Annotated in this window: 24 protein-coding genes; 13 read left to right on the forward strand and 11 right to left on the reverse strand. The window is 60.7% G+C overall.

What is annotated here, in order from left to right; translation table 11 throughout:
- Positions 1 to 112: 112 nt before the first annotated feature.
- The 5 genes from ntrX to dusB all read right to left on the reverse strand — a co-directional run bounded on the left by ntrX (position 113) and on the right by dusB (position 7,334).
- A complete protein-coding gene (gene ntrX / locus DMZ65_RS02980) occupies positions 113 to 1,525 on the reverse strand; it encodes a nitrogen assimilation response regulator NtrX (RefSeq protein WP_116597372.1) in 1,413 nt (470 codons plus the stop codon).
- Positions 1,522 to 3,795 carry a sensor histidine kinase NtrY-like gene (locus DMZ65_RS02985; protein ID WP_116597373.1) on the reverse strand — a complete coding sequence of 758 codons (2,274 nt, stop codon included), beginning with the start codon at positions 3,793 to 3,795 and terminating at the stop codon, positions 1,522 to 1,524. The genes ntrX and DMZ65_RS02985 overlap by 4 nt, the downstream gene beginning before the upstream one ends.
- 100 nt (positions 3,796 to 3,895) lie before the next feature.
- Positions 3,896 to 5,269 carry a response regulator gene (locus DMZ65_RS02990; protein WP_116597374.1) on the reverse strand — a complete coding sequence of 458 codons (1,374 nt, stop codon included), beginning with the start codon at positions 5,267 to 5,269 and terminating at the stop codon, positions 3,896 to 3,898.
- Positions 5,269 to 6,351, reverse strand: a complete 1,083-nt coding sequence (locus DMZ65_RS02995; protein ID WP_116597375.1) for a two-component system sensor histidine kinase NtrB — start codon at positions 6,349 to 6,351, stop codon at positions 5,269 to 5,271. Before DMZ65_RS02995 ends, DMZ65_RS02990 begins: the two co-directional genes overlap by 1 nt.
- A complete protein-coding gene (gene dusB, locus DMZ65_RS03000) occupies positions 6,348 to 7,334 on the reverse strand; it encodes a tRNA dihydrouridine synthase DusB (RefSeq protein ID WP_269801526.1) in 987 nt (328 codons plus the stop codon). The genes DMZ65_RS02995 and dusB overlap by 4 nt, the downstream gene beginning before the upstream one ends.
- A 182-nt stretch (positions 7,335 to 7,516) precedes the next feature.
- On the opposite strand from dusB, the gene DMZ65_RS03005 reads away from it, so the two are divergent.
- Genes DMZ65_RS03005 through DMZ65_RS03015 form a run of 3 tightly spaced genes read left to right on the forward strand, consistent with a single transcriptional unit; the run spans position 7,517 to position 9,611 of the window.
- Positions 7,517 to 8,656, forward strand: coding sequence for a bifunctional 2-C-methyl-D-erythritol 4-phosphate cytidylyltransferase/2-C-methyl-D-erythritol 2,4-cyclodiphosphate synthase (locus DMZ65_RS03005; RefSeq protein WP_116597377.1), 1,140 nt, complete (start codon positions 7,517 to 7,519; stop codon positions 8,654 to 8,656).
- Positions 8,653 to 9,141 carry a phosphatidylglycerophosphatase A family protein gene (locus tag DMZ65_RS03010; RefSeq protein WP_116597378.1) on the forward strand — a complete coding sequence of 163 codons (489 nt, stop codon included), beginning with the start codon at positions 8,653 to 8,655 and terminating at the stop codon, positions 9,139 to 9,141. Before DMZ65_RS03005 ends, DMZ65_RS03010 begins: the two co-directional genes overlap by 4 nt.
- Positions 9,138 to 9,611: a CinA family protein gene (locus tag DMZ65_RS03015; RefSeq protein ID WP_116597379.1), complete on the forward strand. Its 474-nt coding sequence runs from the start codon at positions 9,138 to 9,140 to the stop codon at positions 9,609 to 9,611. The genes DMZ65_RS03010 and DMZ65_RS03015 overlap by 4 nt, the downstream gene beginning before the upstream one ends.
- A gap of 110 nt (positions 9,612 to 9,721) precedes the next feature.
- Here DMZ65_RS03015 and DMZ65_RS03020 read toward each other — a convergent pair whose 3' ends face one another.
- Together DMZ65_RS03020 and DMZ65_RS03025 are read right to left on the reverse strand one after the other, a co-directional pair.
- Positions 9,722 to 10,372: a hypothetical protein gene (locus DMZ65_RS03020; RefSeq protein ID WP_198662607.1), complete on the reverse strand. Its 651-nt coding sequence runs from the start codon at positions 10,370 to 10,372 to the stop codon at positions 9,722 to 9,724.
- 59 nt (positions 10,373 to 10,431) lie between these two features.
- On the reverse strand, positions 10,432 to 10,878 hold the full coding sequence (locus DMZ65_RS03025; RefSeq protein ID WP_116597381.1) for a type II toxin-antitoxin system RatA family toxin: 447 nt from the start codon (positions 10,876 to 10,878) through the stop codon (positions 10,432 to 10,434).
- A gap of 71 nt (positions 10,879 to 10,949) precedes the next feature.
- Between DMZ65_RS03025 and hpt the strand changes: the two genes are divergently transcribed.
- From hpt to DMZ65_RS03045, 4 genes are all read left to right on the forward strand, one after another.
- Positions 10,950 to 11,498 (forward strand): hypoxanthine phosphoribosyltransferase, encoded by a 549-nt coding sequence (hpt, locus tag DMZ65_RS03030; RefSeq protein WP_116597382.1) that lies wholly within the window; start codon positions 10,950 to 10,952, stop codon positions 11,496 to 11,498.
- 1 nt (position 11,499) lies between these two features.
- Positions 11,500 to 11,679 carry a hypothetical protein gene (locus DMZ65_RS03035; RefSeq protein ID WP_116597383.1) on the forward strand — a complete coding sequence of 60 codons (180 nt, stop codon included), beginning with the start codon at positions 11,500 to 11,502 and terminating at the stop codon, positions 11,677 to 11,679.
- A 202-nt stretch (positions 11,680 to 11,881) separates the two neighbouring features.
- On the forward strand, positions 11,882 to 12,343 hold the full coding sequence (locus DMZ65_RS03040; protein WP_116597384.1) for a c-type cytochrome: 462 nt from the start codon (positions 11,882 to 11,884) through the stop codon (positions 12,341 to 12,343).
- A gap of 11 nt (positions 12,344 to 12,354) precedes the next feature.
- The gene (locus DMZ65_RS03045; RefSeq protein WP_438942698.1) at positions 12,355 to 13,251 is read left to right on the forward strand and encodes a cytochrome c; all 897 of its coding nucleotides are present in this window, start codon (positions 12,355 to 12,357) and stop codon (positions 13,249 to 13,251) included.
- A 71-nt stretch (positions 13,252 to 13,322) separates the two neighbouring features.
- Here the strand turns inward: DMZ65_RS03045 and lipA are convergent, their stop codons facing one another.
- Positions 13,323 to 14,273: a lipoyl synthase gene (lipA, locus tag DMZ65_RS03050; RefSeq protein WP_116597385.1), complete on the reverse strand. Its 951-nt coding sequence runs from the start codon at positions 14,271 to 14,273 to the stop codon at positions 13,323 to 13,325.
- A gap of 322 nt (positions 14,274 to 14,595) precedes the next feature.
- Between lipA and DMZ65_RS03055 the strand changes: the two genes are divergently transcribed.
- Entirely contained in the window at positions 14,596 to 15,147 is a 552-nt protein-coding gene (locus tag DMZ65_RS03055; protein ID WP_116597386.1) for a peroxiredoxin, read from the forward strand.
- Positions 15,148 to 15,230: 83 nt separating this feature from the next.
- Here DMZ65_RS03055 and DMZ65_RS03060 read toward each other — a convergent pair whose 3' ends face one another.
- The gene (locus DMZ65_RS03060) at positions 15,231 to 16,346 is read right to left on the reverse strand and encodes a DUF6456 domain-containing protein (RefSeq protein WP_116597597.1); all 1,116 of its coding nucleotides are present in this window, start codon (positions 16,344 to 16,346) and stop codon (positions 15,231 to 15,233) included.
- A 245-nt stretch (positions 16,347 to 16,591) separates the two neighbouring features.
- Here DMZ65_RS03060 and DMZ65_RS03065 point away from each other — a divergent pair, with 245 nt between their 5' ends.
- The gene (locus DMZ65_RS03065) at positions 16,592 to 16,882 is read left to right on the forward strand and encodes a DUF6477 family protein (RefSeq protein WP_116597598.1); all 291 of its coding nucleotides are present in this window, start codon (positions 16,592 to 16,594) and stop codon (positions 16,880 to 16,882) included.
- A gap of 7 nt (positions 16,883 to 16,889) precedes the next feature.
- Here the strand turns inward: DMZ65_RS03065 and DMZ65_RS03070 are convergent, their stop codons facing one another.
- A complete protein-coding gene (locus DMZ65_RS03070) occupies positions 16,890 to 18,434 on the reverse strand; it encodes a trimethylamine methyltransferase family protein (RefSeq protein ID WP_116597387.1) in 1,545 nt (514 codons plus the stop codon).
- 281 nt (positions 18,435 to 18,715) lie between these two features.
- Here DMZ65_RS03070 and DMZ65_RS03075 point away from each other — a divergent pair, with 281 nt between their 5' ends.
- The 4 genes from DMZ65_RS03075 (at position 18,716) to DMZ65_RS03090 (ending at position 22,034) form a co-directional block, all read left to right on the forward strand.
- On the forward strand, positions 18,716 to 19,351 hold the full coding sequence (locus tag DMZ65_RS03075) for a DUF2270 domain-containing protein (protein ID WP_116597388.1): 636 nt from the start codon (positions 18,716 to 18,718) through the stop codon (positions 19,349 to 19,351).
- An 81-nt stretch (positions 19,352 to 19,432) separates the two neighbouring features.
- The gene (gene guaA, locus DMZ65_RS03080) at positions 19,433 to 21,001 is read left to right on the forward strand and encodes a glutamine-hydrolyzing GMP synthase (RefSeq protein WP_116597389.1); all 1,569 of its coding nucleotides are present in this window, start codon (positions 19,433 to 19,435) and stop codon (positions 20,999 to 21,001) included.
- Positions 21,002 to 21,004: 3 nt separating this feature from the next.
- Positions 21,005 to 21,409: a glycosyltransferase family 2 protein gene (locus DMZ65_RS03085; RefSeq protein WP_116597390.1), complete on the forward strand. Its 405-nt coding sequence runs from the start codon at positions 21,005 to 21,007 to the stop codon at positions 21,407 to 21,409.
- Positions 21,381 to 22,034, forward strand: coding sequence for a hypothetical protein (locus DMZ65_RS03090; RefSeq protein ID WP_116597391.1), 654 nt, complete (start codon positions 21,381 to 21,383; stop codon positions 22,032 to 22,034). Before DMZ65_RS03085 ends, DMZ65_RS03090 begins: the two co-directional genes overlap by 29 nt.
- Positions 22,035 to 22,171: 137 nt before the next feature.
- Here DMZ65_RS03090 and DMZ65_RS03095 read toward each other — a convergent pair whose 3' ends face one another.
- Positions 22,172 to 22,549 carry an acyl-CoA thioesterase gene (locus tag DMZ65_RS03095; RefSeq protein ID WP_116597599.1) on the reverse strand — a complete coding sequence of 126 codons (378 nt, stop codon included), beginning with the start codon at positions 22,547 to 22,549 and terminating at the stop codon, positions 22,172 to 22,174.
- Between the last annotated feature and the right edge of the window lie 457 nt (positions 22,550 to 23,006).

The following is a 23,006-nucleotide window of genomic DNA, read 5'->3' on the forward strand; positions in this document are numbered from 1 at the left end:
AGCCCTTCCGGCGAAACGTTCTACGCCGGATTTGCATGACAGATGCCCCCGCGAGGGTCAATCCGGCAGCATCTGGGCAAGAGAATGGGTTGCGCATGCGCTGGCCGTGTCGTCACTCAACCTCGGCGTCGTCTTCGACATGGGCGATGCGCGCACCGGCCTTCGAAGACGTCACCACACCCAGGGATTTCAGTTTGCGGTGCAGCGCCGAGCGTTCCATGCCGACAAAGCTGGCCGTCCGGCTGATATTGCCCCCGAACCGGTTGATCTGGGTCAGTAGATATTCACGCTCGAACGCTTCGCGTGCCTCGCGCAGCGGCAAGGTCGCCAGCGTGCCCGACAGGACCACGCGGTTTTCATCGCCTTCGGGCACACCGCTGTCCTGCGGCAACTCGCGCGCCGTGATCTCGTCATGGCCTTCGCCAAGGATCAGCACGCGTTCCACCAGATTCTTCAACTGGCGCACATTGCCGGGCCAGACCATCGTCTGCATCAGCGCCACCGCTTCATCGCTAAGCGCGCGCTGCGGCAGGCCTTGGGTCTTGTGACATTGGTCGATGAAATGCTTGGCCAGCAGCGGAATATCCTCGCGCCGATCCTCAAGGCTGGGCACGGCAATCGGCACCACGTTGAGCCGGTGATACAGTTCCTGCCGGAACGTGCCCGCCGCAATCTCTGCCTCCAGATTGCGCCCGGTGGACGAGATCACCCGCAGATCGACGCGCACCTTGTCGGCACCGCCCACCCGTGTGAATTGCTGATCGACCATCACCCGCAGGATCTTGGACTGCGTGCCAAGCGGCATGTCGGCGACCTCGTCGAAATAGATCACGCCACCATGCGCCTGCTCCAGAAGTCCCGGCTCCACCCCGCGATCAGACCCTTCGCGCCCGAACAGCACCTCTTCCATGCTCTCTGGCGACACGCCTGCGCAATTCACGGTGATGAACGGACCCGAGGCACGATTGGAATGGGCGTGGATATAGCGCGCGGCAACTTCCTTGCCCGATCCCGGCGGGCCGGACAGCATCACGCGACCATTGGATTTTGTCACCTTGTCGAGTTGACTGATCAGGCCACGAAACGCGGCGCTTTCGCCGATGATCTCGGACGGATGGCTGTCCTTGCGTTTCAGTTTCTGGTTCTCGCGGCGCAGACGGCTGGTTTCCATCGCGCGGCGGATCACCACCAGCAACTGATCGATATTGAACGGCTTTTCGATGAAGTCATAGGCCCCCTGCTTGATCGCCGCGACGGCAATCTCGATATTGCCGTGGCCCGAGATTATGACCACGGGCACGTCGGGGTTGTCGCGCTTGACGGTCTTGAGGATGTCGATCCCGTCCATCTTGCTGTCCTTCAGCCAGATATCCAGGATCAGCAGCGAGGGCGGCTCGGCGTTGATTTCGGCCATGGCCTCGTTGGAATTTCCGGCCAGCCGCGTGGTATAGCCTTCGTCTTCAAGAATATCCCCGATCAGCTCGCGGATATCGCGTTCGTCATCGACGATCAAAATGTCACTCATACGACCCTCGTTCCTGTTGTGGACGGCTCGGCCATCGCGGCCGCCCCCGTTTCACCAAGCGGCAGACGGATGACCGCCATTGCGCCGCGATGCGATGCGCCGTCAAACACCGGCGCATCTTCGAGGACGAGGCTGCCGCCATGCTCCTCGATGATTTTCTTGACGATCGGCAGGCCAAGCCCGGTGCCCTTGTCACGGGTGGTGACATAGGGTTCGAACAGGCTGGCCCGGTCTTCGGGCAGGCCGACGCCATTGTCCATGATACGGATCTCGGCCCGGTCCCCGTCCCGTTTCAGCGTGACGCGGATTTGCGGGACAAACCCGCTTTCGACACCCTCTTCCATCCGGCTTTCAATCGCTTCACCGGCGTTCTTGATCAGGTTCGTCAACGCCTGACCGATCATGGTGGCGTCCAGCTCTGCCGCCATGTCGCCGCCTTCAAAATCGGTGACGAAGCGCACATCGGGCTGGCCTGCCTCTTGCAACAGCACCGCCCCGCGCAACAGGTCCATGACGTTCTCGGGGCGGCGCTCCGGCTCTGGCATGCGGGCGAATTTGGAAAATTCATCGACAATGCGCCGCAGATCATTGGTCTGCCGGACGATGACGCCGGTCAACTGGTCAAGGCTTTCACCCGATTCCTCATCCAACTGGCGGCGAAACTTGCGTTTGATGCGTTCGGCCGACAGCTGGATCGGTGTGAGCGGGTTCTTGATTTCATGCGCGATACGGCGCGCCACATCCCCCCATGCCGCCATCCGCTGCGCGCTGACCAGCGTGGTCACGTCATCAAAGGCCACCACGAAGCCTTCAAGACTGCCATTCGCGCGGCGGCGGTTGGACATTCGCACCAGCAGATGTTCCAGTCGCCCTTCCCGGCTGACCTTTACCTCTTCTTGCAGGGTCTCGTTGCCACCATTCCGCAGCTTCTCAAAGACCGGACCGAACTCCGGGACCGACACGGAAATGGGCATCGACTGCTGGTCCGCGCTCCAGGCAAGAAGGCGTTCGGCAGAGCGGTTGACGAAGGTCACACGCCCGCCCTCGTCCAGCCCGACAACACCCGATGTGACAGAGGTCAGCACGGAATCGAACAGGCGCTGGCGACGCTCGATCTGGCGGGTATTGTCCAGCAATGTGTTGCGCTGGCCCTTCAATTGCCGGGTCATCTGGTTGAAGTAGCGCCCCAGCATGGCGATCTCGTCATCGCCGTCTTCCTCGACAACCTGCACGTCCAGATCGCCGGAACCCACCTGCTGTGCCGCACCGGCCAGACGCCCCACCGGACGCGACAGCCGTTCGGCAAACCACATGCCCAGCCAGACGGCGGCAAGGATCAGCAACATCGCAAAACCAAGATACAGCATCGCGAAATCAAACAGACGCCGTCCGCGCTCGCTTTCCTGTTGCTGATAGAAACGCGCGGTTTGCTGTGTTTCGTCCAACAGGTTGAGAATTGCGCCATCGACCTCGCGGCTGACATAAAGAAACCTGTCGACAAACGCGTTCAGCGGCACCAAGGCGCGAAACTCGTTATTGTCCCAGTCGGGGATCAGCGCGACGCCTTGCTCTCGCGCCTCTGCGATACGGCCAGACGTCGGTTGTTCATAGTCGAAAAGGTAAGACCGTTCGCCGCGTGCGCGGACTTCGCCGGCACTGTCGATCACATAAGCCTCGCGCAGCCCGCGCTGGATCTGGCTTTGTCCCGTTCCCAAGACCTGCCGGACTTCGCCGTCATTCATCGCGAATGTCGCGCGCCGGTTGGCATCGATGAAAGCCGCCAGTGCCTGGGCATCCTGGGTCAGCCCTTCGCGATGCTCGGCCTCATAGGATTCCGCCGCCTCGAGCGAAGCCCCGACAACGGCGCGCACCCGGTCCGAAAACCATGCCTCCAGCCCGATATTGATCGTCAGCACCGCAAAGACCGCAACAGTCACCGTCGGCAACAAGGCCATCAGCGCGAACACGCCAGTCAGCCTGAGATGAAGCCGCGAGCCCGCAGATTTGGCCCGCCGCGCCGACACCATGCGCGCCACGCGCTGCAACACCAATGCCGCAACAAGCAGGACATAGACAAAATCCGCAAGCAGGATCAGCCGCAACGGCATGGATGCCGCCCCCTGATCCAGCGGCCCGAGAATCGCAAATGTCGCCGCCGCCAGCACCGGCCCCAGCAAGACCAGCCCCAACGTTGCCGCGTTCTGGAAACGGCGTTGTCGCCGCAGCCGGTTGAACCGGGTCCAGGTCAAGGCTCGTGCCTTTAAGGCCACAGGTCGCCCTCTTCTTGATGTGCTGCCCAAGGCAGCCAACCGCCATATCTAGTGGTCCTTTCCGGAACCGAAGCACCGGGGCCACTGTTATGTTGCCCTTTTACATCAACTTGCGGCGCCGTGTCACGCTAATATCCAGATCGGTGATTTTCTTGCGCAACGTATTGCGGTTGATCCCCAGAAGATCGGCACATTTGGCCTGATTTCCACCCGTCGCATCCAAGGCAATCTCGATCAGCGGTGCCTCTATTTCGCGCAGAATGCGCGAATACAGGCCCGGCGGCGGCAGCATGTTGTCGTGCAGATCAAAATAGCGCCGCAAGTGCCGCGCCACGCTGGCCGAAAGCTTTTCGACATCGCTGCCGCCGCGCAGAACCGGGCCCATTTCGGGCTGATTGCCCAGCACCGTCTCTACCTCTGTCCGGCTGATCTCGTCCGAGCGGCTGGTCAGTCCCAGCCGACGCACGGCGTTTTCCAACTGCCGCACATTGCCCGGCCAGCTATAGGCGCGGAACAGCTCTTCGGCTTCGCGCGACAGCCATCGCTTCGGGGCACCGTCGCGTTCTTCACGGGACAGGAAATGTTCGGTCAACAGCGCAATATCGTCCACACGTTCACGCAACGCGGGCACAGTCAGCGTTGCCCCGCACAGCCGGTAATACAGATCTGGACGCACACGGCCCTCTTCCATCGCGACTGCCAGATCGCTTTGACTGGTGGCCATGAAACGCGGGACATGATCGCCGGGGGCATCCATCATGCGGACAAGCCGCGCCTGCATCTCATCGTCGAGATTGGCGATCTCGTCGATCAGAAGCGTGCCGCCCTTGACCCGCGCCAGAACGCGCATCGGGCCTTCAAGCTCTTGCAAATCGGCCGCAGCCACCGTCACGAAAGGCAATGTGCGACGGTCGGAAAAATCATGAACCGCCCGCGCGATCAGGCTTTTTCCGGTGCCGCTTTCCCCGCAGATCAGAACTGACAGATCGGTGTTCATCACCCGCGCGACCAACCGGTAAAGCGCCTGCATCGCCGCGGTCTTGCCAACCAGCGGAAGATCGTCCGGCGTATCCGTCAGATCATCAGACCGCGATGCCTGCGGCACATGGCGTCTGCTTTCCAGCGCCCGCGCGGTGCGCTTCATCAGGTCCGGCAGGTCAAACGGTTTGGGCAGGTAATCATAGGCCTCGGCCTCGGCCGCCTGAATCGCCGTCATGATGGTGTTCTGCGCCGAGATCACGATCACCGGCAATCCGGGCCGGTCCTGCGCAATCCGGGGCAGCATCTCCAGCCCGTTCCCGTCAGGCATCATCACATCCGAGATCACCACGTCGCCCTTGCCCTCTGCCACCCATCGCATCAGCGTGGTCAGCGAGCTGGTCGCGTGGACCTTGCATCCGGCACGCGTCAGCGCCTGGGTCAGAACCGTTCGGATCGTGCGGTCGTCATCGGCGACCAGAACCGTGCCATCCATCAATCTTTCTCCTTGAGTTCCCGCGCGGCTCGCGGAAGCGAGATTTGAAAAACGGTGCGACCAGGCACTGAGGTGACCGATATCCACCCGTCATGGTCAGAGATGATCTTGTTCACCAGCGCCAATCCCAGCCCGGTGCCGTTCTCGCGGCCCGAAACGAAAGGATCGAAAATGTCGCCCTTGATGTTGTCCGGCAGGCCGGGACCATCATCCGTGATTTCGATTTGCAGCGGCAGCGCCTGCCCTGACCCATTCGACCGGCGCAGACGAAAGCTGTGTTCATAAAAACTGCGAAGGCGGATCGTGCCGCCCTTCGGCCCTGCGGCCTGCGCTGCGTTTTTCAGCAGGTTCAAAATCACTTGCAACAATTGGTCCGGATCGCCGCAGGCCATCGGCAGGGACGGGTCGTAATCCTCGACGATCCGCATCTGCGCGCCAAACCCCAGCAAGGCAGAACGACGGGCGCGATCCAGAACATCGTGGATATTCACATCGCGGCGTTCCGGCGGCGACAGGTTTCCGAATTGCTCGACCTGTTCAAGCAGCTTTACGATCCTTCGGCTTTCTTCGACAATAAGGTCTGTAAGTTCAAGGTCTTCCGGTGCGAGGTTCATGCTAAGAAGCTGCGCGGCACCGGTGATGCCCGCCAGCGGGTTCTTGATTTCATGGGCCAGCATCTCGGCCATGCCGATGGCGGATTTCGCCGCGGATTTCACCGAATGACTTTGCGTCATCCGTCCGGCCAGCTCGCGCGGCGAAATCAGCATCATCATCCAGCCCGGCCTGCCCGCCACGGGCGCAAGCGACAGATTACACTGCAAGGGTGCACGGTTGCCCGGTCCCACATCGACATCATTGACGAAAAGCGGGGTGCCGTTCCTGCGCGCCCGTTCGATACTGTCTTCCAGCGGCGCGTCGATCATCAGCCTGTCCCAGATCGGCTGTCCGGCCAGCGATTTGGACGAATTGTTCATAAACCCTTCGGCGGCGGGGTTGAGATCGGCAATATTCTCATCCTCGTCGATCAGGATTGCCGGGACGGGCAACGAGGACCAGATCGCATTGCTCAACTCGGGGGTCATGCTGCGGCGACCCCCTGCCCGTACAGCAAGGCCGGCTCCAGCCTGTCCAACACCTCTGCGGGGGTTTTGGCGGTCAGGATGCGACGCCGCATCGGTGCCGCGGTTCCGGCCACATCCATGTACCAGCCCAGATGCTTGCGCGAGACACGCAGACCAAGATCTTCGCCGTAGAAGGACAGCATTGCCTCGTAATGCCCCGCGACCAAGGCGACCAGTGCCGATCCATGCGGGATTTGTGGCGCGGGATGCCCGTGCAGCGCAGATGCAACCTGTGCCAGCAGCCATGGCTGACCCTGCGCGCCGCGTCCGATCATCACCCCGTCGGCACCCGATTGCGCCCTTGCCTGCCGGGCAGTTGCAATATTCACAATATCACCATTTGCAATCACCGGGATCGCCACGGCCTGCTTGACTGCGCGGATCGCAGCCCAATCGGCGCGGCCATTGTAAAACTGACACCGCGTGCGGCCATGCACGGTAATCATCTGCACGCCCGCGCCCTCTGCCTTTCGGGCAATATCCGGCGCATTCAGACAGTCGCTGTCCCAGCCCAAGCGCATTTTCAACGTCACCGGAAGGTTAACTGCCCCTACCACCGCCTCGATCAGACGCAGCGCGTGATCCGGGTCGCGCATCAGCGCCGAACCGGAATAGCCGCCGACCACCTTCTTTGCCGGGCAGCCCATATTGATGTCGATGACACGCGCGCCGTTGGCCGCGACCATGCGGGCAGCCTCTGCCATCCAATAGGCATCGCGGCCCGCCAGTTGCACCGACGTATTGGCGCGGCCGAAACCAAGCTCTGCTTTTTCGCGCACGCCGGGCCTTGCCTGCACCATTTCCTGGCTTGCCACCATTTCACTGACCACCAGACCCGCTCCGAAACCTGAAACCAGTTCTCGGAACGGCAAATCCGTGATTCCCGCCATGGGCGCGAGCAGTATCGGCGGATTGACGGTGATTTCTGCCAGTTTGATGGACACTTGCCTAATCCTTATGCAGTCGATCTTGGGGTAGCCCAGCCTCGCTCTTACTGCAATCTCCGAGGCCGTCTTTCGGCTCAGCGAACGCGCCACTGCCCATTTTTTGTGCAAAACGTCCGGGATCATTGCACAGCGCAGGGCCAAGGCCTAGACAGGCGCAACTTTAAAAAAGGGGGGCTGCGATGCGCACAGCCGCAATCATCGTTGCCGCCGGCCGCGGCGTCCGGGCGGGTGGCCCGCTGCCCAAGCAATGGCAGACCATTGCCGGGCGCAGCGTCGCGGGTTGGACTCTTCGAGCTTTTGCAGATGCCCCCGATATAGATGAGATCGTGCTGGTCGTGCATGAGGACGATATGCCCCGCGCCCGAAGCCTGCCCGAAGCGGAGGGCGCGATGCTGGTCGTCGGCGGTGCCGACCGGGCCGCGTCGGTGCGTGCCGGGCTGGACGCTCTTGCGTACGCGCCGCCGGACCGCGTGCTTATTCACGATGTGGCGCGCCCATGCGTGCGACAAACCCTGATTGCCGAAGTCTGTCGCGCGCTGGAGACAGCCCCCGGTGCGGCCCCGGCATTGGCGGTCAGCGATGCGCTTTGGACGGGCGCAGGGGGGGTCGTCACCGGGGCACAGCCGCGCGACGGACTCTTCCGGGCGCAAACGCCGCAGGGCTTTCACTATGCCGCGATCCGGGACGCCCATGCCGCACGGAAAACGCCCGCCGCCGATGATGTCGAAGTTGCCCGCGCCGCCGGATTGCAGGTTGCCATCCTACCCGGCTCGGACGACAATCTGAAGATCACAACCCCCGGAGATTTCGTCCGGGCCGAAAAACTGTTGGTAGGTCAAATGGATATCAGACTGGGGAACGGGTTCGACGTGCATCGCTTCGGCGCTGGCGATCACGTCACGCTTTGCGGCGTGCAAGTGCCCCATGATCGCGGCCTTCTGGGCCATTCCGATGCCGATGTGGGCATGCATGCGGTCACCGATGCAATTTATGGCGCACTGGCAATGGGCGATATTGGTCGTCACTTCCCACCCTCGGACCCGCAATGGAAAGGCGCGGACAGCGCCATCTTTCTGCGCCATGCCGTCGATCTTGCGGGCGAACACGGTTTTGCGATCTCGAATATCGACTGCACGTTGATTTGCGAGCGGCCAAAGATTGGCCCACACGCGCCGACCATGCAGACGGTGATGGCCGATCTCTTGCGGATCGAGGCATCGCGCGTTTCGGTCAAGGCCACGACAAGCGAACAACTTGGCTTTACCGGTCGCGAAGAAGGCATCGCCGCCCTTGCAACCGCAACACTGGTGAAAACATGAACCATATGATCGCCACCTTCTTCGGCATCGGCCACATGCGCCCTGCCCCCGGCACATGGGGCTCGCTTGCCGCGCTGCCGGTTGCCTGGGCCATCATTCAACTGACGGGATTCTGGGGGTTGGCTTTGGCCACGGTGCTGGTTTTCTGGGCCGGATACCGCGCGACCAAGGTCGAGACGCGCGGTGCCGCCAATCATGACCCGTCAGAGATCGTGATCGACGAGGTCGCAGGTCAGTGGATTGCCCTGATGCCTGTCGCTTACGGTGCGGGCATGATGGGGGTGGACGTCTTGCGGCTTTGGCCCGGCTGGATCGCCGCTTTTGTACTGTTTCGCCTGTTCGACATCTGGAAACCCGGCCCCATTGGCTGGGCCGACCGGCGCAACGACGCGATGGGGGTCATGCTGGACGATGTGGTTGCCGGGATCTTCGCCGCAATCGCCACGATCGCGCTGGCAGCCCTGGCGCATGGGTTTCTGATGTGACCCTTGCTGAGAAAATCTTGCAGCAGGCTGCCAACAAAGGCCTGACAATCACCACCGCCGAAAGCTGTACCGGCGGGATGGTTGCCGCCGCGATCACCGATATCGCCGGATCATCGGCGATATTCGAACGTGGCTTCGTGACCTATTCCAACCTTGCAAAGCAAGACATGTTGGCTGTGCGGGCGCAAACGCTGGACAGCTTTGGCGCGGTTTCAGAACCCGTGGCGCAGGAAATGGCGCTTGGTGCCCGCAACGCCGCACATGCGGATATAGCGGTCGCCATCTCGGGCATTGCCGGGCCGGGCGGGTCAGAGTTCAAGCCTGAAGGGCGCGTGTGCTTTGCCACCGTGACCGCAACGGATAGCTTTGTCGAAACCATCGAATACGGTGCGCCGGGCCGGGCCGAGGTCCGCGCAGCCGCGCGTGATCACGCGCTGTCGCTGATCCTCAAAGCCATCCAGGCAGCCTAGGCTCAAGCCGTGCTTTGGCGGTAATGAACGCCCTTGCATGCCTGACCACCATGACATGTCAGGCACCACCCGACGGACCCGGAGCGGCGCGACATCTTGCCCGACAAGCATCAGGTCCAGGCTTCGAATCGCTGTTCGGCTTGCGGCTGATCCTGTTGGATCTGGGCATAGCCACGCTCTGCCGCGGCGCTCAGTGCTGATGCGCCGTGATTCGACTGGTCCTCTTCAGTGGGGGTGAGGACGATCGTCTTTGGAGCATTGCCGATAGATTCGATCATTGCCTGCTGCTGCGCATCGACCTGCGCCCGAAGCGCCTGAGCACGCGCCCGGCTCAGCTGTGTCTGATCGGCAGGACGCTCGTCCGGTTGCGCAATCTCCAGCCCGGTTGGTTGCAGTTCGGAACGGTCTGTCCTCGAACTGATAATGGGGTCGTTGCCCGTTGCCTCGTCGCCATTTGACCCGCCGGAAGCCGGCGGAAACGTCGCCTGTCCTGCATAGCCGTTGGTCGTTCCTGTCCCGCCGCCCCCCGTGCTTGCGTCCGTGTTGTCGCTATCGGAGCTTTCGCTGATGGCGGGTGGTCCGCCGGACTGAGCCGTTTCTTCGGCTGGCGGTGCCGCGCCACCTGGACCGATGGACGGGTTCAAACCCGTTCCCGAACCAAATAGACTCTGCGTAAGTTGCATCTGCCTCTGTCTCCTGAAATCGTTTCGAACACGTTTATTTTTGCGTCGAAATGAGACGAAATCGGGGCAGATAGCCAAGTTCCGTTCATAATGGTTAACAGAACAGGTTGTCGTAAACGCCGCAAACGGAACAGGCGTCAGCCGTAAAGGGCCGCGGCGCGTCGCTCAAAGGCGCGAACGATGCGCTGCATCGCTTCATTGAACACCACACCGATTATTTTCTGAAGCACCGCGTTCTTGAACTCGAAATCCACATGGAATGTCACGTCACAGCCGCCTTCGGCATCGGCAAACGCCCAGTTGGATTTCATATAGCGGAACGGCCCGTCCAGATATTCGGTGTCTATCTTCATGTCCTCGGGATAAAGGACGACGCGGCTGCCGAACCGTTCGCGGAACACCTTGAAGCTGATCACCAGATCGGCCAGCATCTCTTCGGCACCGCCGCCGATGTCGTTTCGCGACCGGATGCGCGCCGCGGCACACCAGGGCAGAAATTCAGGATAGGACGCCACATCGGCCACCAGATCGTACATCTGCTGGGCGGTATAAGGCAGCCTGCGGGTTTCACTATGGGTCGGCATGTCGCTCCGGTTTGGGTCGTGACAGTGGCGGTGCATGTCGTATTGTGGCGCGGAAAAATCAAGGGGATATCATGCCAGAGCGTCCATATGTCATCGACGAGATGATCTCTGCCAAGGCGATTGCCGCGCGGATCGAGGAATTGGCGGGTGAGATTCGTCACGAATTTGCCGATACCGACAAGCTGGTTGTCGTGGGTCTTTTGCGGGGATCGTTCGTTTTTATCGCCGACCTCGTGCGCGAATTGAACCTGCCCATCGAAGTCGATTTCCTTGAGGCGTCCTCTTACGGTGACGCGATGCAATCCAGCCGCGAAGTCCGTATTCTCAAAGACTTGCGCGGCGCTATTGAAGCCCGCGACGTGCTGGTGGTCGAAGATATTGTCGATACCGGGCATACGCTTAACCATGTTTCGGGCATGTTGCGGTCCCGAAACCCCGCCAGGTTGCGCACCATCGCGCTTCTCGACAAACCTTCGCGGCGCGAGGTTGATTTCAGGTCCGACTGGATCGGGTTCGAGATCCCGGATGAATTTGTCGTGGGCTACGGGATTGATTTCGCGCAACGCAATCGCAACCTGCCCTTCATCGGCAAGGTCCGCTTTACTCAGGACGACGGCTGAGATGAACCCGATCTGGCTGCTGCGGCTGACCCGATGGGCGCGCAGGCCACCGGGGCGGCGGCTTCAGATCATCGTGGGCATCGTGCTTGTCGCCGCAATCGTGCTGTGGGGAATCGAGCATTTCTTCGGCTGGCCAGAGGCCCTGACCCCGGAACGCATCCCCCGGCGCATCATGCGTTAAGCGCCGGGCTCCGCGCAGAACGGTCGCGTGAATTTCACCCATACCGCCCGCCCCGCCAACACGCCGCGCAAAGCGCCGAAGGTCACGAATTTGTGCACGCATCAGTGGCGGTTCCATCTCCATCTTTGCAAGAATATTGTTGCGGTCGTACGAAACTACATTAGCCTCAAACCATAGTTCGCAGTTTCAAGGAGCCCGACATATGAAGAATATCGTTACCGCTACAGTGATTGCAGGCGTTCTTGCGGGATCGGCCGCGCTTGCCCAGAATGACGGATCGGCTCAGGTCAAGGCACGACAGGGTCAGATGCGTGTCATTGCGCTGAACCTGGGTGTCTTGGGTGGCATGGCGCAGGGCAAAATCGACTACGATGCCGAAGCTGCGCAAAACGCCGCTGACTCGCTGGCAGGGGTTGCGATGATCCACCAGCCGACCTTGTGGATCGAAGGCACGTCGAATGCTGATCGCGAGGGCACCAAAGCGCTGCCGGCAATCTGGGAAGACAATGCCGACTTCATGACCAAGTGGGATGCCTTTGTCACCGCTGCGAACGACATGCAGTCTGTCGCAGGCACCGGCAAGGATGCGCTTGGCCCGGCGATGGGCGGGCTTGGCGATGCCTGCAAGGCCTGCCATGAAAAGTATCAACAGTCCGACGATTAGGATACGATTTGATACGTCGCTTCTTTAGGTTTTTGCTGCTGGCCGCGCTTATCGCGGCCGGTTTCGCGTTCTGGATGACCCGTGCCGTTCCGCTGGACGAAGATGCGCTGGCCGGTGTCGAAGGAAATACCGAAAACGGCCAATATGTGTTCACGGCGGCAGGCTGCGCCTCTTGTCACGCCGCCCCGGACGCCAAGGGCGATGACAAGCTGGTGCTTGCGGGCGGGCAGAAATTCCCGTCGGATTTCGGCACGTTCATTGCGCCGAACATCTCGCCCGATCCGACCGAGGGGATCGGCGACTGGACAGCAGCCCAGTTCGCCAGTGCGGTGACGCAAGGCGTTTCGCCCGAGGGCCAGCATTACTACCCCGCCTTCCCTTACGGCGCTTATGCCAAGATGGAAAAGCAGGATCTTGCCGATCTCTGGGCCTATATGAAGACCCTGCCCGCCTCGGACACAGCAAGCCAGCCGCATGATGTGGGCTTCCCGTTCAATATTCGGCGCGCTTTGGGTGGCTGGAAGCTGCTGTTTATGGATGACAACTGGGTGCTGAAAAATGCCCCGTCAGAGCAAGTGACTCGCGGCCGTTATCTGGTCGAGACGCTGGCCCATTGCGGCGAATGCCACACCCCGCGCAACATGCTGGGGGGGATGGACACGACCCGCTGGCTGGCCGGGGCACCGAACCCGTCCGGCAAAGGCCGCACGCCCGGAATCGCCCCCGGTGGCTTCAAATGGACCGAAGGTGAAATCACCTATTACCTTGAAACCGGGTTTACCCCCGATTTCGACAGTGTCGGCGGGCATATGGTGGCGGTAGTGGACAACATGGCGGAACTGACCGAAGGCGACAGACAGGCAATTGCTGCCTATCTCAAATCCGTGCCCGAGCAACCGTCAGAGTAAACTGGCATCGCAAAACAAAAAACGGTGCCGCGATCATCGCGGGCGCCGTTTCTGTTGCATCCGTGCGTAGCTCAGGCGCGGTTCAGCTTTGCATTGCGCGCTGTCTGTAGCCGCGCAAAATCATCGCCCGCATGGTAGGATGACCGCGTCAGCGGCGTCGCCGAGACCATCAGGAAGCCTTTGCCATAGGCGGATTTCTCGTAGGCGGCAAATTCGTCCGGATGCACGAACCGGTCAACCGCGTGGTGTTTCGGTGTTGGCTGCAAATATTGCCCGATGGTCAGGAAATCGATGTCTGCAGCGCGCATGTCGTCCATCACCTGCAAGACCGCCTGACGATCCTCGCCCAGACCAACCATGATGCCCGATTTGGTGAACATCGTCGGATCAAGCTCTTTGACCCGCTGCAACAGCCGCAGTGAATGGAAGTACCGCGCACCGGGGCGGACTTGGGGATAAAGGCCCGGCACGGTTTCAAGGTTGTGGTTGAACACATCAGGCTTGGCGGCAACGACCGTTTCCAGAACCGACGGCGCGCATTTCAGGAAATCCGGCGTCAGAATTTCAATCGTGGTGCTGGGGCTGCGGTGCCGAATGGCGCGAATCGTCTGGGCGAAATGCTCTGCCCCGCCATCTTTCAGGTCATCGCGATCGACCGAGGTGATGACAACGTGATTCAACCCCAGCTTCTGCACGGCATCCGCGACCTTGCCCGGCTCGAACACATCAAGCGTATCGGGTCGCCCGGTGGCAATATTGCAGAACGTGCAGCCTCGGGTACAGATCTCGCCCATGATCATCATCGTGGCGTGACCTTGCGACCAGCATTCGCCTACATTCGGACATCCGGCCTCTTCACAGACAGTGACAAGCCCATGCTCGCGCATGATCTTCTGAGTGTCGGCATAACCTTTGCCGCCCGGAGCCTTGACCCGGATCCAGGACGGTTTCTTGGGCTGGGCATTATCCGGACGATGCGCTTTTTCCGGATGCCGTTCGGCTGGGATATTGAGATCTCGCACGTTTTATTCCCCGCGAAGCTGTTTAGGGCTTCGCTTAGCATATGTATTTGCAGGGGGTAGTACCAGTCCCGCATGGCTGCCATGCAGTCACGCCTTTGTTTTAACGAGTGCCCCCTGCATTTTTACGTTGAGAATTAAGGAAAAAAAACGCTTGCACACTGTTTTGCATCCGCGTTGGCCACAGCATCTCAACGCTTTTCCGCAGGTCTGACGGCCATGCAATCCTGCTATGCTGCGATTGCAGCATTTCTCGATTGAGGTCGGTCCTCGATCCGCGTTAGTCCTTGTCTGATTCTTTACTTGGACGATCAGGAGAGTTCCGATGAAAGCAGGCCTTCCCCTTCCGCAAGTGACCTTCCGGACACGCATTCGGGATGAGTCGGTTGACGGTCCGAACCCGTTTCGCTGGCAGGATATGACCACTGCCGACTATTTTGCAGGCAAACGCGTTGTGCTTTTCTCGCTGCCTGGCGCGTTCACGCCGACATGTTCGACCTATCAACTGCCCGGATTCGAGAACAACGCCGAAACTTTCGCAGATTTCGGCATTGACGAGATTTACTGTCTTTCGGTGAACGACAGTTTCGTGATGAATAAATGGGCCGAAAACCAGGGATTGAAAACCGTGAAGGTCATCCCTGACGGGTCCGGCGAATTTACCCGCAAGATGGGCATGCTTGTCGAAAAGTCCAACCTGGGCTTCGGTATGCGCAGCTGGCGCTATGCCGCGATTGTCAAGGACGGCAAGGTCGAAGCCTGGTTCGAAGAGCCCGGCATATCCGACAATCACGCCGAAGACCCTTACGGCGTGTCCAGCCCGGAAAACCTGCTGGAATATCTTCAAAAGGAAGCGGCGGGAATCGCTGCCGAATAATCCGCAATACCCGGATACGAACAGTTGCAGAACGAAAAACGCCGCTGCCCCGATCGGAGCAGCGGCGTTTGCATGTTTGGCGCTTATCCGATCAGGCCACCCCCTGCCCCCAGCACTTCGTCATAGTGCCGACGCAGCCGTTGCAGCGCTATTCGCAACACGATCTTGCCGGACCGCGCCGACCAGCCCATCCGCTTTTCGGCCGATTCCATGCCTTCCAGATAGCAACAACACCGCAGAACGACATCGCTAAGACCCGGCCCAAGATCAGACAGGGCGGCCGCGACTCGGTCCCGCGCCGCAGTCGGACCATATCCCCGCAGATCTGCGCCCTCGCCGCTTCCCCGCGCGCCCGCTGTCAGAAAACTGTCCCAGTTCTGTGCGACCCGAGGCCCCATCTGGGCAAGCTCAAAATCCTCGCGCAACCGTTCCCCGGCCGAGACCAGTTTTTCCGACAGGAAGGGCTGCCCGTCATGATCGCGCCGACGCGCAAGCGCGGTCAGCGGCGACTCGGCCAGCGAATATCGCATACGCTTGCTGCGGCGATCGCCTTCGGCTTCTTGCGAAACAGGTGCCCCGTCAAACCCCGCCTGCGCTTCAGCAAACCCCCTCGCCGAATTTTCACTGGCCGCGATCAACCGGTTCAGCTCTGCCCGCCCCGCAGCCGTGATCTGGTAGCGCGAGATCCGCGCAGGGTCTCGGCAGATGATCCAGTCCTTCAGCGCCATCGCCTGAGCGATCCCGCTATCCACAACCGCAGTCCGGGTCGATGTGCCATCGCCGGTGTCGCGGACGACAACGGCCTTGTCCATCTCGGCCGCAACCGCAAGAACCGCCCCGGTTTCACAGAGCCGGCGCAGAATGCGCATGGCTTCGCGCTCCAGCGTCTTGTCGTCGGGCGCCATGTGGGGGTCTGTCGGTAAATTGCTCATGTTTGGACGGTCCTTGTCTGACGAGATGGTCGATTTCGGGATGTGATGCTGGCCAAGCTTTCGCAAGGCGGCATCGACCAATGGGTCGTCGCGCAGCGTCTCGACCTTGCGGACCTGCCGCAGAACCGTCGAGGCATGACACCCTGTTTCCCGAGCCAGCTGTCTGATGCTTATGCCCTCTTCGATATGGTGCAGATAGTTGCGTGCGGCATCAGGAACCCATCCGGGATACCCGTCCGCAGTGCTTGTCTCTACGTTCAAACGCATGACTTTCCTCGCATTGCCGTTACCCGTCTGGATTTCCGTGGCCGGTATCCAGATCATTTGAGTCAAATTTTTCACAACCTATGCGGGTATTTATTGCTGCTTCGTTAACATAGTCATGAATTCACCATCATTGTTTCCAAAGTATAAATGCCGCTGAACCAAGCGTTCGGTAAAGGCGCACCCTTCGCAACACCCGAAAAAGCTGTGCCATGGTTTCCGTGGATTTGGAGAAAAGGACCGACGCCATGCAAGACATTCTCAGCCTTCTGCACGCGCTCAAACGCCCTCGCCTGTTGATCCGGGCAGCGCGAATCGGTGCGCAGGATTACCAACGCACCGCGCATCTTCCACGACTTCTGGGATATGGCGCATTGCCGCGTACCGGGCCTGCCCTCATGCGCCTGATGGAGATAGAGGCAGAGCTGAACGCCCGCCGCGAGGCCAATGATGCAGGCTATTCCATCGCCCGCCATGTCGAATTGCTGGTGGCGATGATGGGCGAGGCCAGCGTGCTGCGCAGCGCCGGCCAGACCTGAGCGGAACCTACATGAAGGCGTCCGGCATCGACGCCTTCTTTTCAACGACATAGGCGTTCAGCGCCTCGTTGATCGCCGGGTCAAGCGCGGGCTGCTGATAATCGTGCAACAGCTTTTCGACCCGCAAGGCGGCCAGCGTTTCTGAATCGCGCGCCCCCTCTTCGTCCCAGGTCTCGAACGGCTTGTAATCGAAGGTCTCGGACCGCCAGAAGGCGGTCTTGAAATGCGCCTGCGTATGCGCGCAGCCAAGGTAATGTCCGCCCGGCCCGACCTCGCGGATCGCATCCAGCGCCAGCGCTTCCTCGCCAACAGTAACGCCCTGCGAGAACTTGTGCAGCGCGCCCAGCTGATCGGCATCCATCACGAATTTCTCGAAGCTCGACACCAATCCGCCTTCAAGCCACCCGCAGGCATGCAGCATGAAGTTGACGCCCGACAGCAGGCCCATGTTCAAGCTGTTCGCCGTCTCATAGGCCGCCTGCGCATCCGGCAGTTTCGATCCGCAGAACGATCCGGCAGACCGGAATGGCAGCCCCAGTCGCCGCGCAAGCTGTCCGGCACCATAGGTGATGTGGCTGGCCTCGGGCGTGCCGAATGTGGGCGCACCGGAATTCATGTCGATCGACGTCACGAAAGCGCCGAAAATCACCGGCGCGCCTTTGCGGATCAGCTGGCTATAGGCGATCCCCGCCAGCACTTCGGCCAACACCTGCGTCAGCGTGCCCGCCACCGACACCGGTGCCATCGCCCCGCCCACGATAAAGGGCGACAGGATCGCGGCCTGATTGTTGCGGGCATAAACCTCCAGCGCGCCCATCATCACATCGTCGAAAGTCAGCGGCGAATTGATGTTGATGAGCGAGGTCATCACCGTGTTTTCCTGCACGAAATCCTTGCCGAACAGAATTTCGCACATCTCCACCGAATCCTGCGCGCGGCTGGGTTCGGTGACGGACCCCATGAAGGGCTTGTCCGACAGGGTCATGTGGGCTTGCAGCATGTCCAGATGGCGCTTGTTGACGGGAATGTCCGTCGGTTCGCAAACCGTGCCGCCGGAATGGTGCAGCCATTTCGACATGTAGCCCAGTTTCACGAATTTGCGGAAATCCTCCATCGTGGCATAGCGGCGACCACCCGCGACATCGCGCACGAAGGGCGGGCCGTAAACCGGTGCCAGCACCAGCGATTTGCCTCCGATCTCGACATTACGCTCCGGGTTGCGGGCGTGCTGGGTGTAGCTTTTCGGCGCGGTGCTGCAAAGCTGACGGGCAAGGCCACGCGGAATGCGCACACGTTCGCCATCAATATCGGCCCCCGCCTCGCGCCAAAGCTCCAGCGCGTCGGGATTGTTGACGAAGTTGACGCCGATTTCTTCCAGCACCGTTTCGGCGTTATGCTCGATGATCTCCAGGGCTTCGGTGGTCAGAACCTCGAAATTCGGGATGTTCCGTTCGATGTAGCGGGCGGTTTCAACGCTGACGGCGGTGCGTTCTGCCCTGCGCGCGGCACCGCCACCGCCCCGTGCACGCCTGCGACCTGCTGCTTCAACCATATCCCGCCCTCGTAAATTGCCGTTCCGGCCCAACACGGACCCGTCTGTCCAAGGGTCTTACCGCGCGGCCTCACAAGTGTTTTTCCGGTTTCCGGCAGTTGTGGGGCGAAAACGACATTCATCCCCTTTCCTGACACACCCCCAAGCTTTGCCCGGTTTTCTTTGACCTCGCGACAGGCAGACTGCATCATGCCTGAAAAAGCGGCAGAATGCCTTGAAATCAGGAGGGTGCAGCAATTTCGGAACCGGCGCAGGAACGCAAAACCCTGACATCGTCAGAAATCACCGCGGTCGCACATCTTTATCGTGGCGAGGTGTATCGCAGCACGATCTGGCGCACCCGGCTGGACACCACGACCAACTGGGCCGTCGTCACATTGGGCGTTGCGCTGTCAATCTCTTACGCCGCGCCCGAAGCATCGCCGCTGCCGCTTGTTCTGGTCGGCGTTCTGATCATCCTGTTCCTGATGCTGGAGGCCCGGCGCTATCGCTATTTCAACGTCTGGCGCGCCCGTGCCCGCTGGATGGAGGTGCATTTCTACGCGCCGATGCTGGCCGACGGGGATCTGCATCTGGAGGAGGATTGGCAGAAGGTCCTGGCAAATGACTATCTGCGCCCGCGCTATCATGTCTCATCGATGGTTGCCGTCGGTCGGCGGATCCGGCGCAACTATCTGTGGATCCTGTTGATCCAGGCGCTGGCCTATACAGGCAAACTCGTGGTGCATCCAACGCCCGCAGAGTCCGTATCTCAGGTGATTCAACGCGCCGATGTCGGTCCATTACCCGGCGAATTGGTCATATTGACCGGCATTGTCTATGTCGTGACCTGGGCGGGTATCGCGATTTGGAGCGCCCGGCTGGACAGCCGGCGCGGCGCGATCCGGGGCACCGAACAAGCCAGTTCCATGGGTTAGGCGCGCGGTTCTGAACGCAATCACAAGATCCGCGATCCACGCTCTTGCCTCGCTTGCGTCAAAGGGCTACGAGCTTGGCGCATGAGCCAGATATCGCATGACCGCCTCCTTATCATCGACTTCGGATCCCAGGTAACGCAGCTGATTGCGCGCCGCCTGCGAGAGCTGAATGTCTATTGCGAAATCCACCCCTATCAGAACGTCACCGATGCCTTTCTGCGCGAATTTGCGCCCAAGGCCGTGATTTTCTCGGGCGGGCCGGATTCGGTCACCCGCGAAGGCAGCCCGCGCCCGCCGAAATCGGTCTATGACCTCGGCGTGCCGATCCTTGGCATCTGCTATGGCCAGCAGGTGATGATGCAGGATCTTGGCGGCCGTGTCATCGGCGGCGAAGGCACCAGCGAATTTGGCCGCGCCTATGTCACCCCGGAACCTGACCGGATCGACCTGTTGCAAGGCTGGTTCATGGACGGATCGGGCCGCGAACAAGTCTGGATGAGCCATGGCGATCACGTCGCCGATCTCGCCCCTGGCTTTCAGGTCTATGCCACCTCGCCTGGTGCCCCCTTTGCCGTCACTGCGGATCTGGACCGTCGCTTTTACGCCGCGCAGTTCCACCCCGAGGTGCACCACACGCCCAACGGCAAGACGCTGTATGAGAATTTCGTGAAAGACGCAGGCTTTACCGGCGACTGGACGATGGGTGCCTACCGCGAGGAAGCGATCCGCAAGATCCAGCAGCAGGTGGGCGATGCGAAAGTCATCTGCGCGCTGTCCGGCGGCGTTGACAGCTCCGTGGCCGCCGTTCTGCTGCACGAGGCGATCGGCGATCAGCTCACTTGCGTCTTTGTCGACCACGGGTTGCTGCGCATGAACGAGGCGACCGAGGTCGTCACCATGTTCCGCGAACATTACAACCTGCCGCTCATCCACGCAGATGAAAGCGAGCTGTTCCTTGGCAAGCTGGACGGCGTGTCCGATCCCGAAACCAAGCGCAAGATCATCGGCGGCCTGTTCATCGACGTGTTCCAGAAATACGCCGATGGGATCGAGGGCGCGGAATTCCTTGCCCAAGGCACGCTCTATCCTGACGTCATCGAATCGGTGTCGTTCAGCGGTGGCCCGTCAGTCACTATCAAAAGCCACCACAATGTCGGCGGCCTGCCTGAAAAGATGGGCCTGAAACTGGTCGAGCCTTTGCGCGAACTCTTCAAGGACGAGGTCCGCGCCCTGGGTCACGAACTTGGCCTGCCAGCAAGCTTCATCGGTCGCCACCCCTTCCCCGGCCCCGGCCTGGCGATCCGCTGCCCCGGAGAGATCACCCGCGAGAAGCTGGAGATCCTGCGCAAGGCCGATGCGGTCTATATCGACCAGATTCGCAAGCACGGTCTGTATGACGAGATCTGGCAGGCTTTCGTGGCCATTCTGCCCGTCCGCACCGTCGGCGTAATGGGCGACGGGCGGACCTATGATTTCGCCTGCGCGCTGCGTGCGGTGAACTCTGTCGACGGGATGACCGCCGATTACTATCCCTTCACCCATGAATTTCTGGGCGAGACGGCCACGCGGATCATCAACGAGGTCAAAGGCATCAACCGCGTCACCTATGACGTGACCTCGAAACCTCCGGGCACGATCGAGTGGGAATGAACCATGTATGCGCCCCTTCCCAACGATGTGCGGATCGCTGGCAGGTCGCTGGTTGATCGGGACGGGCTGACGCTGATCGCGGTTTTCCGGAACGAAAGCTACCTGCTTCCTGCCTTTCTGGATCACTACCGTGGGCTGGGCGTGTCCAGATTCGTGCTGCTTGATGATCGGTCGGATGACACCAGCCGCGATCTGCTTGACGATCAACCCGATGTCATGGTGCTGGAAAGCACGCGGCGCTACGGCGACAGCGTGGCCGACACCGAACGCCCGCCAACGGTGCGCAGCGTGTCAGGCTATCGCCAGATTCACCTGTGGCGCACCGCGCTGGCGAACTGGCTTTGCGACGGCAGGTGGATGATCCAATGCGACATCGACGATGTTTGCATCACTGCCCCCTGGCGTTAAGCTGGATGATCTGGCCGAACGGCTTGACCGGAATGGCGCAGCCGGGGCTTGGGGCGGCATGATCGACCTCTACCCCGCCCATTTCGACGATCTTTCACAGGACTCGCCTGCCGCCGATGACCCGCGCAACGGGCGGTGGTTTTTCGACGGGGTGCGGCATTTTTCGTTGCGGCGCAACGGGCCGCCACGACATCACTATGCGGGCGCGCGGTCCAGGCTCAACCGCGCCTACCTGCCAAACGCACGTCAGTTTTCCGCGTTCGAGATCTGGAAACTGCGCGTTCTGGGGGCCCGCAAATCCCCCGCCGGGCGGTTCGTAAAGCCGCTCCTGCAAAAATGGCGACGCGGCGCGTGGTATCTTTCATCGCATGAAACGACGCTCAGCCTCAGCCATAAGGTTCTGATACCGCTGCTTCACTACCGCTACACGCCCGCGCTGCAAGCCAAAGTTGTCTGGGCCATGCAGAGCGGCGGCTATTCCAAGAACAACTCGGATTATTTCACGATCGACCGGCTGCTCAGCACGATGAACGACGCCAAAGGCAGCTTTCTGGGCGATGTCTCGAAAGAATATACCGGCCACACAGATCTCGCCGCGACCAGAAATGCGCGTGGTCTGACTTGACCCGTGACCGAGCGGCGTTCCGGCATCTCTTCCAAGCGTTCCCTCCGGACAAGGGTTGGTTGCAGCCTTACCCTCGGATTTCGATCCGATCGGCGGCTTTCGATGCACCTTCCCGTCGAATACGCGGGAAAACCACCCTAGCCCGGCACCTCCCGAGGCTTGCCTTCCTCATCAATCGCCACAAACGTAAAAATCGCCTCGGTCACCTTTTCGCGGCCCGTGGCGAACCCCCGGCGGACCCAGGCCTCGACATCTACGGCCATGGATGTGCGCCCGACGCGCTTGATCTCGCAATAGACGCACAAGACGTCCCCCACCTTGACCGGGCGAAGGAACTTCATCGCGTCCACGGCCACGGTGGCGACACGTCCCTCGGCACGCTCGCCCGCGACGATGCCCGCCGCCATGTCCATCTGGCTCAGCACCCAGCCACCAAAAATATCGCCCGATACATTTGTATCCGCGGGCATTGCCAGCGTGCGCAAGGTGACGTCGCTTTTGGGGGGCTTGTTCATCGCAATCTCCCTGATTGCCACCACCATATCACTGTGCGGCCCCGCGCCAACCCTGCATGGGACGGGGATTTCCCCGCCGGTGCGGAACGGCCTCGCGGCCGGAGGCAAAACCCGGTCCGGAATACCTGACTGTGGCACAGCCCCGCGATCAGGCATGATGGGATCAGGAGGAAAGATCCCATGACAACCAAGCATGACCAACCCGCCCCCGATACATCCAGGCAACCCAAAAATGCGCCGCAGCCGCCGAAACCTTTCCGTTTCACTGACTGGGCCGCGATCTGAGACTGCCCCGCGCGAAACCGTTTATACAGCCCGTCTTTGCGCCCCCTGAATGGCCCACCGCGCGGTGAAACCCACATTTGCGCAACCCTGATAAAGTGGTTTCCAAACGGTCAGAACCTATATGCAGAATAATTTAACTACTTGATAATAAACAAGTTTTCGCCACGAAACC

It is taken from the genome of Primorskyibacter marinus (assembly GCF_003313245.1).
In the GTDB taxonomy this organism is placed as follows: domain Bacteria; phylum Pseudomonadota; class Alphaproteobacteria; order Rhodobacterales; family Rhodobacteraceae; genus Primorskyibacter; species Primorskyibacter marinus.

Bases quoted from the DNA above. Each gene is read 5' to 3' on its own strand.
- DMZ65_RS02995 (WP_116597375.1), bottom strand. From the start codon at position 6,351: ATGACCCCCGAGTTGAGCAATGCGATCTGGTCCTCGTTGCCCGTCCCG.
- DMZ65_RS03090 (WP_116597391.1), top strand. From the start codon at position 21,381: ATGTTTGCATCACTGCCCCCTGGCGTTAAGCTGGATGATCTGGCCGAA.
- DMZ65_RS03085 (WP_116597390.1), top strand. From the start codon at position 21,005: ATGTATGCGCCCCTTCCCAACGATGTGCGGATCGCTGGCAGGTCGCTG.
- ntrX (WP_116597372.1), bottom strand. From the start codon at position 1,525: ATGAGTGACATTTTGATCGTCGATGACGAACGCGATATCCGCGAGCTG.
- DMZ65_RS03010 (WP_116597378.1), top strand. From the start codon at position 8,653: ATGAACCATATGATCGCCACCTTCTTCGGCATCGGCCACATGCGCCCT.
- DMZ65_RS03095 (WP_116597599.1), bottom strand. From the start codon at position 22,549: ATGAACAAGCCCCCCAAAAGCGACGTCACCTTGCGCACGCTGGCAATG.
- DMZ65_RS03005 (WP_116597377.1), top strand. From the start codon at position 7,517: ATGCGCACAGCCGCAATCATCGTTGCCGCCGGCCGCGGCGTCCGGGCG.
- DMZ65_RS03025 (WP_116597381.1), bottom strand. From the start codon at position 10,878: ATGCCGACCCATAGTGAAACCCGCAGGCTGCCTTATACCGCCCAGCAG.
- hpt (WP_116597382.1), top strand. From the start codon at position 10,950: ATGCCAGAGCGTCCATATGTCATCGACGAGATGATCTCTGCCAAGGCG.
- DMZ65_RS03060 (WP_116597597.1), bottom strand. From the start codon at position 16,346: ATGCGTTTGAACGTAGAGACAAGCACTGCGGACGGGTATCCCGGATGG.
- DMZ65_RS03065 (WP_116597598.1), top strand. From the start codon at position 16,592: ATGCAAGACATTCTCAGCCTTCTGCACGCGCTCAAACGCCCTCGCCTG.
- DMZ65_RS03040 (WP_116597384.1), top strand. From the start codon at position 11,882: ATGAAGAATATCGTTACCGCTACAGTGATTGCAGGCGTTCTTGCGGGA.
- DMZ65_RS02990 (WP_116597374.1), bottom strand. From the start codon at position 5,269: ATGGATGGCACGGTTCTGGTCGCCGATGACGACCGCACGATCCGAACG.
- DMZ65_RS03035 (WP_116597383.1), top strand. From the start codon at position 11,500: ATGAACCCGATCTGGCTGCTGCGGCTGACCCGATGGGCGCGCAGGCCA.
- DMZ65_RS03070 (WP_116597387.1), bottom strand. From the start codon at position 18,434: ATGGTTGAAGCAGCAGGTCGCAGGCGTGCACGGGGCGGTGGCGGTGCC.
- DMZ65_RS03055 (WP_116597386.1), top strand. From the start codon at position 14,596: ATGAAAGCAGGCCTTCCCCTTCCGCAAGTGACCTTCCGGACACGCATT.
- guaA (WP_116597389.1), top strand. From the start codon at position 19,433: ATGAGCCAGATATCGCATGACCGCCTCCTTATCATCGACTTCGGATCC.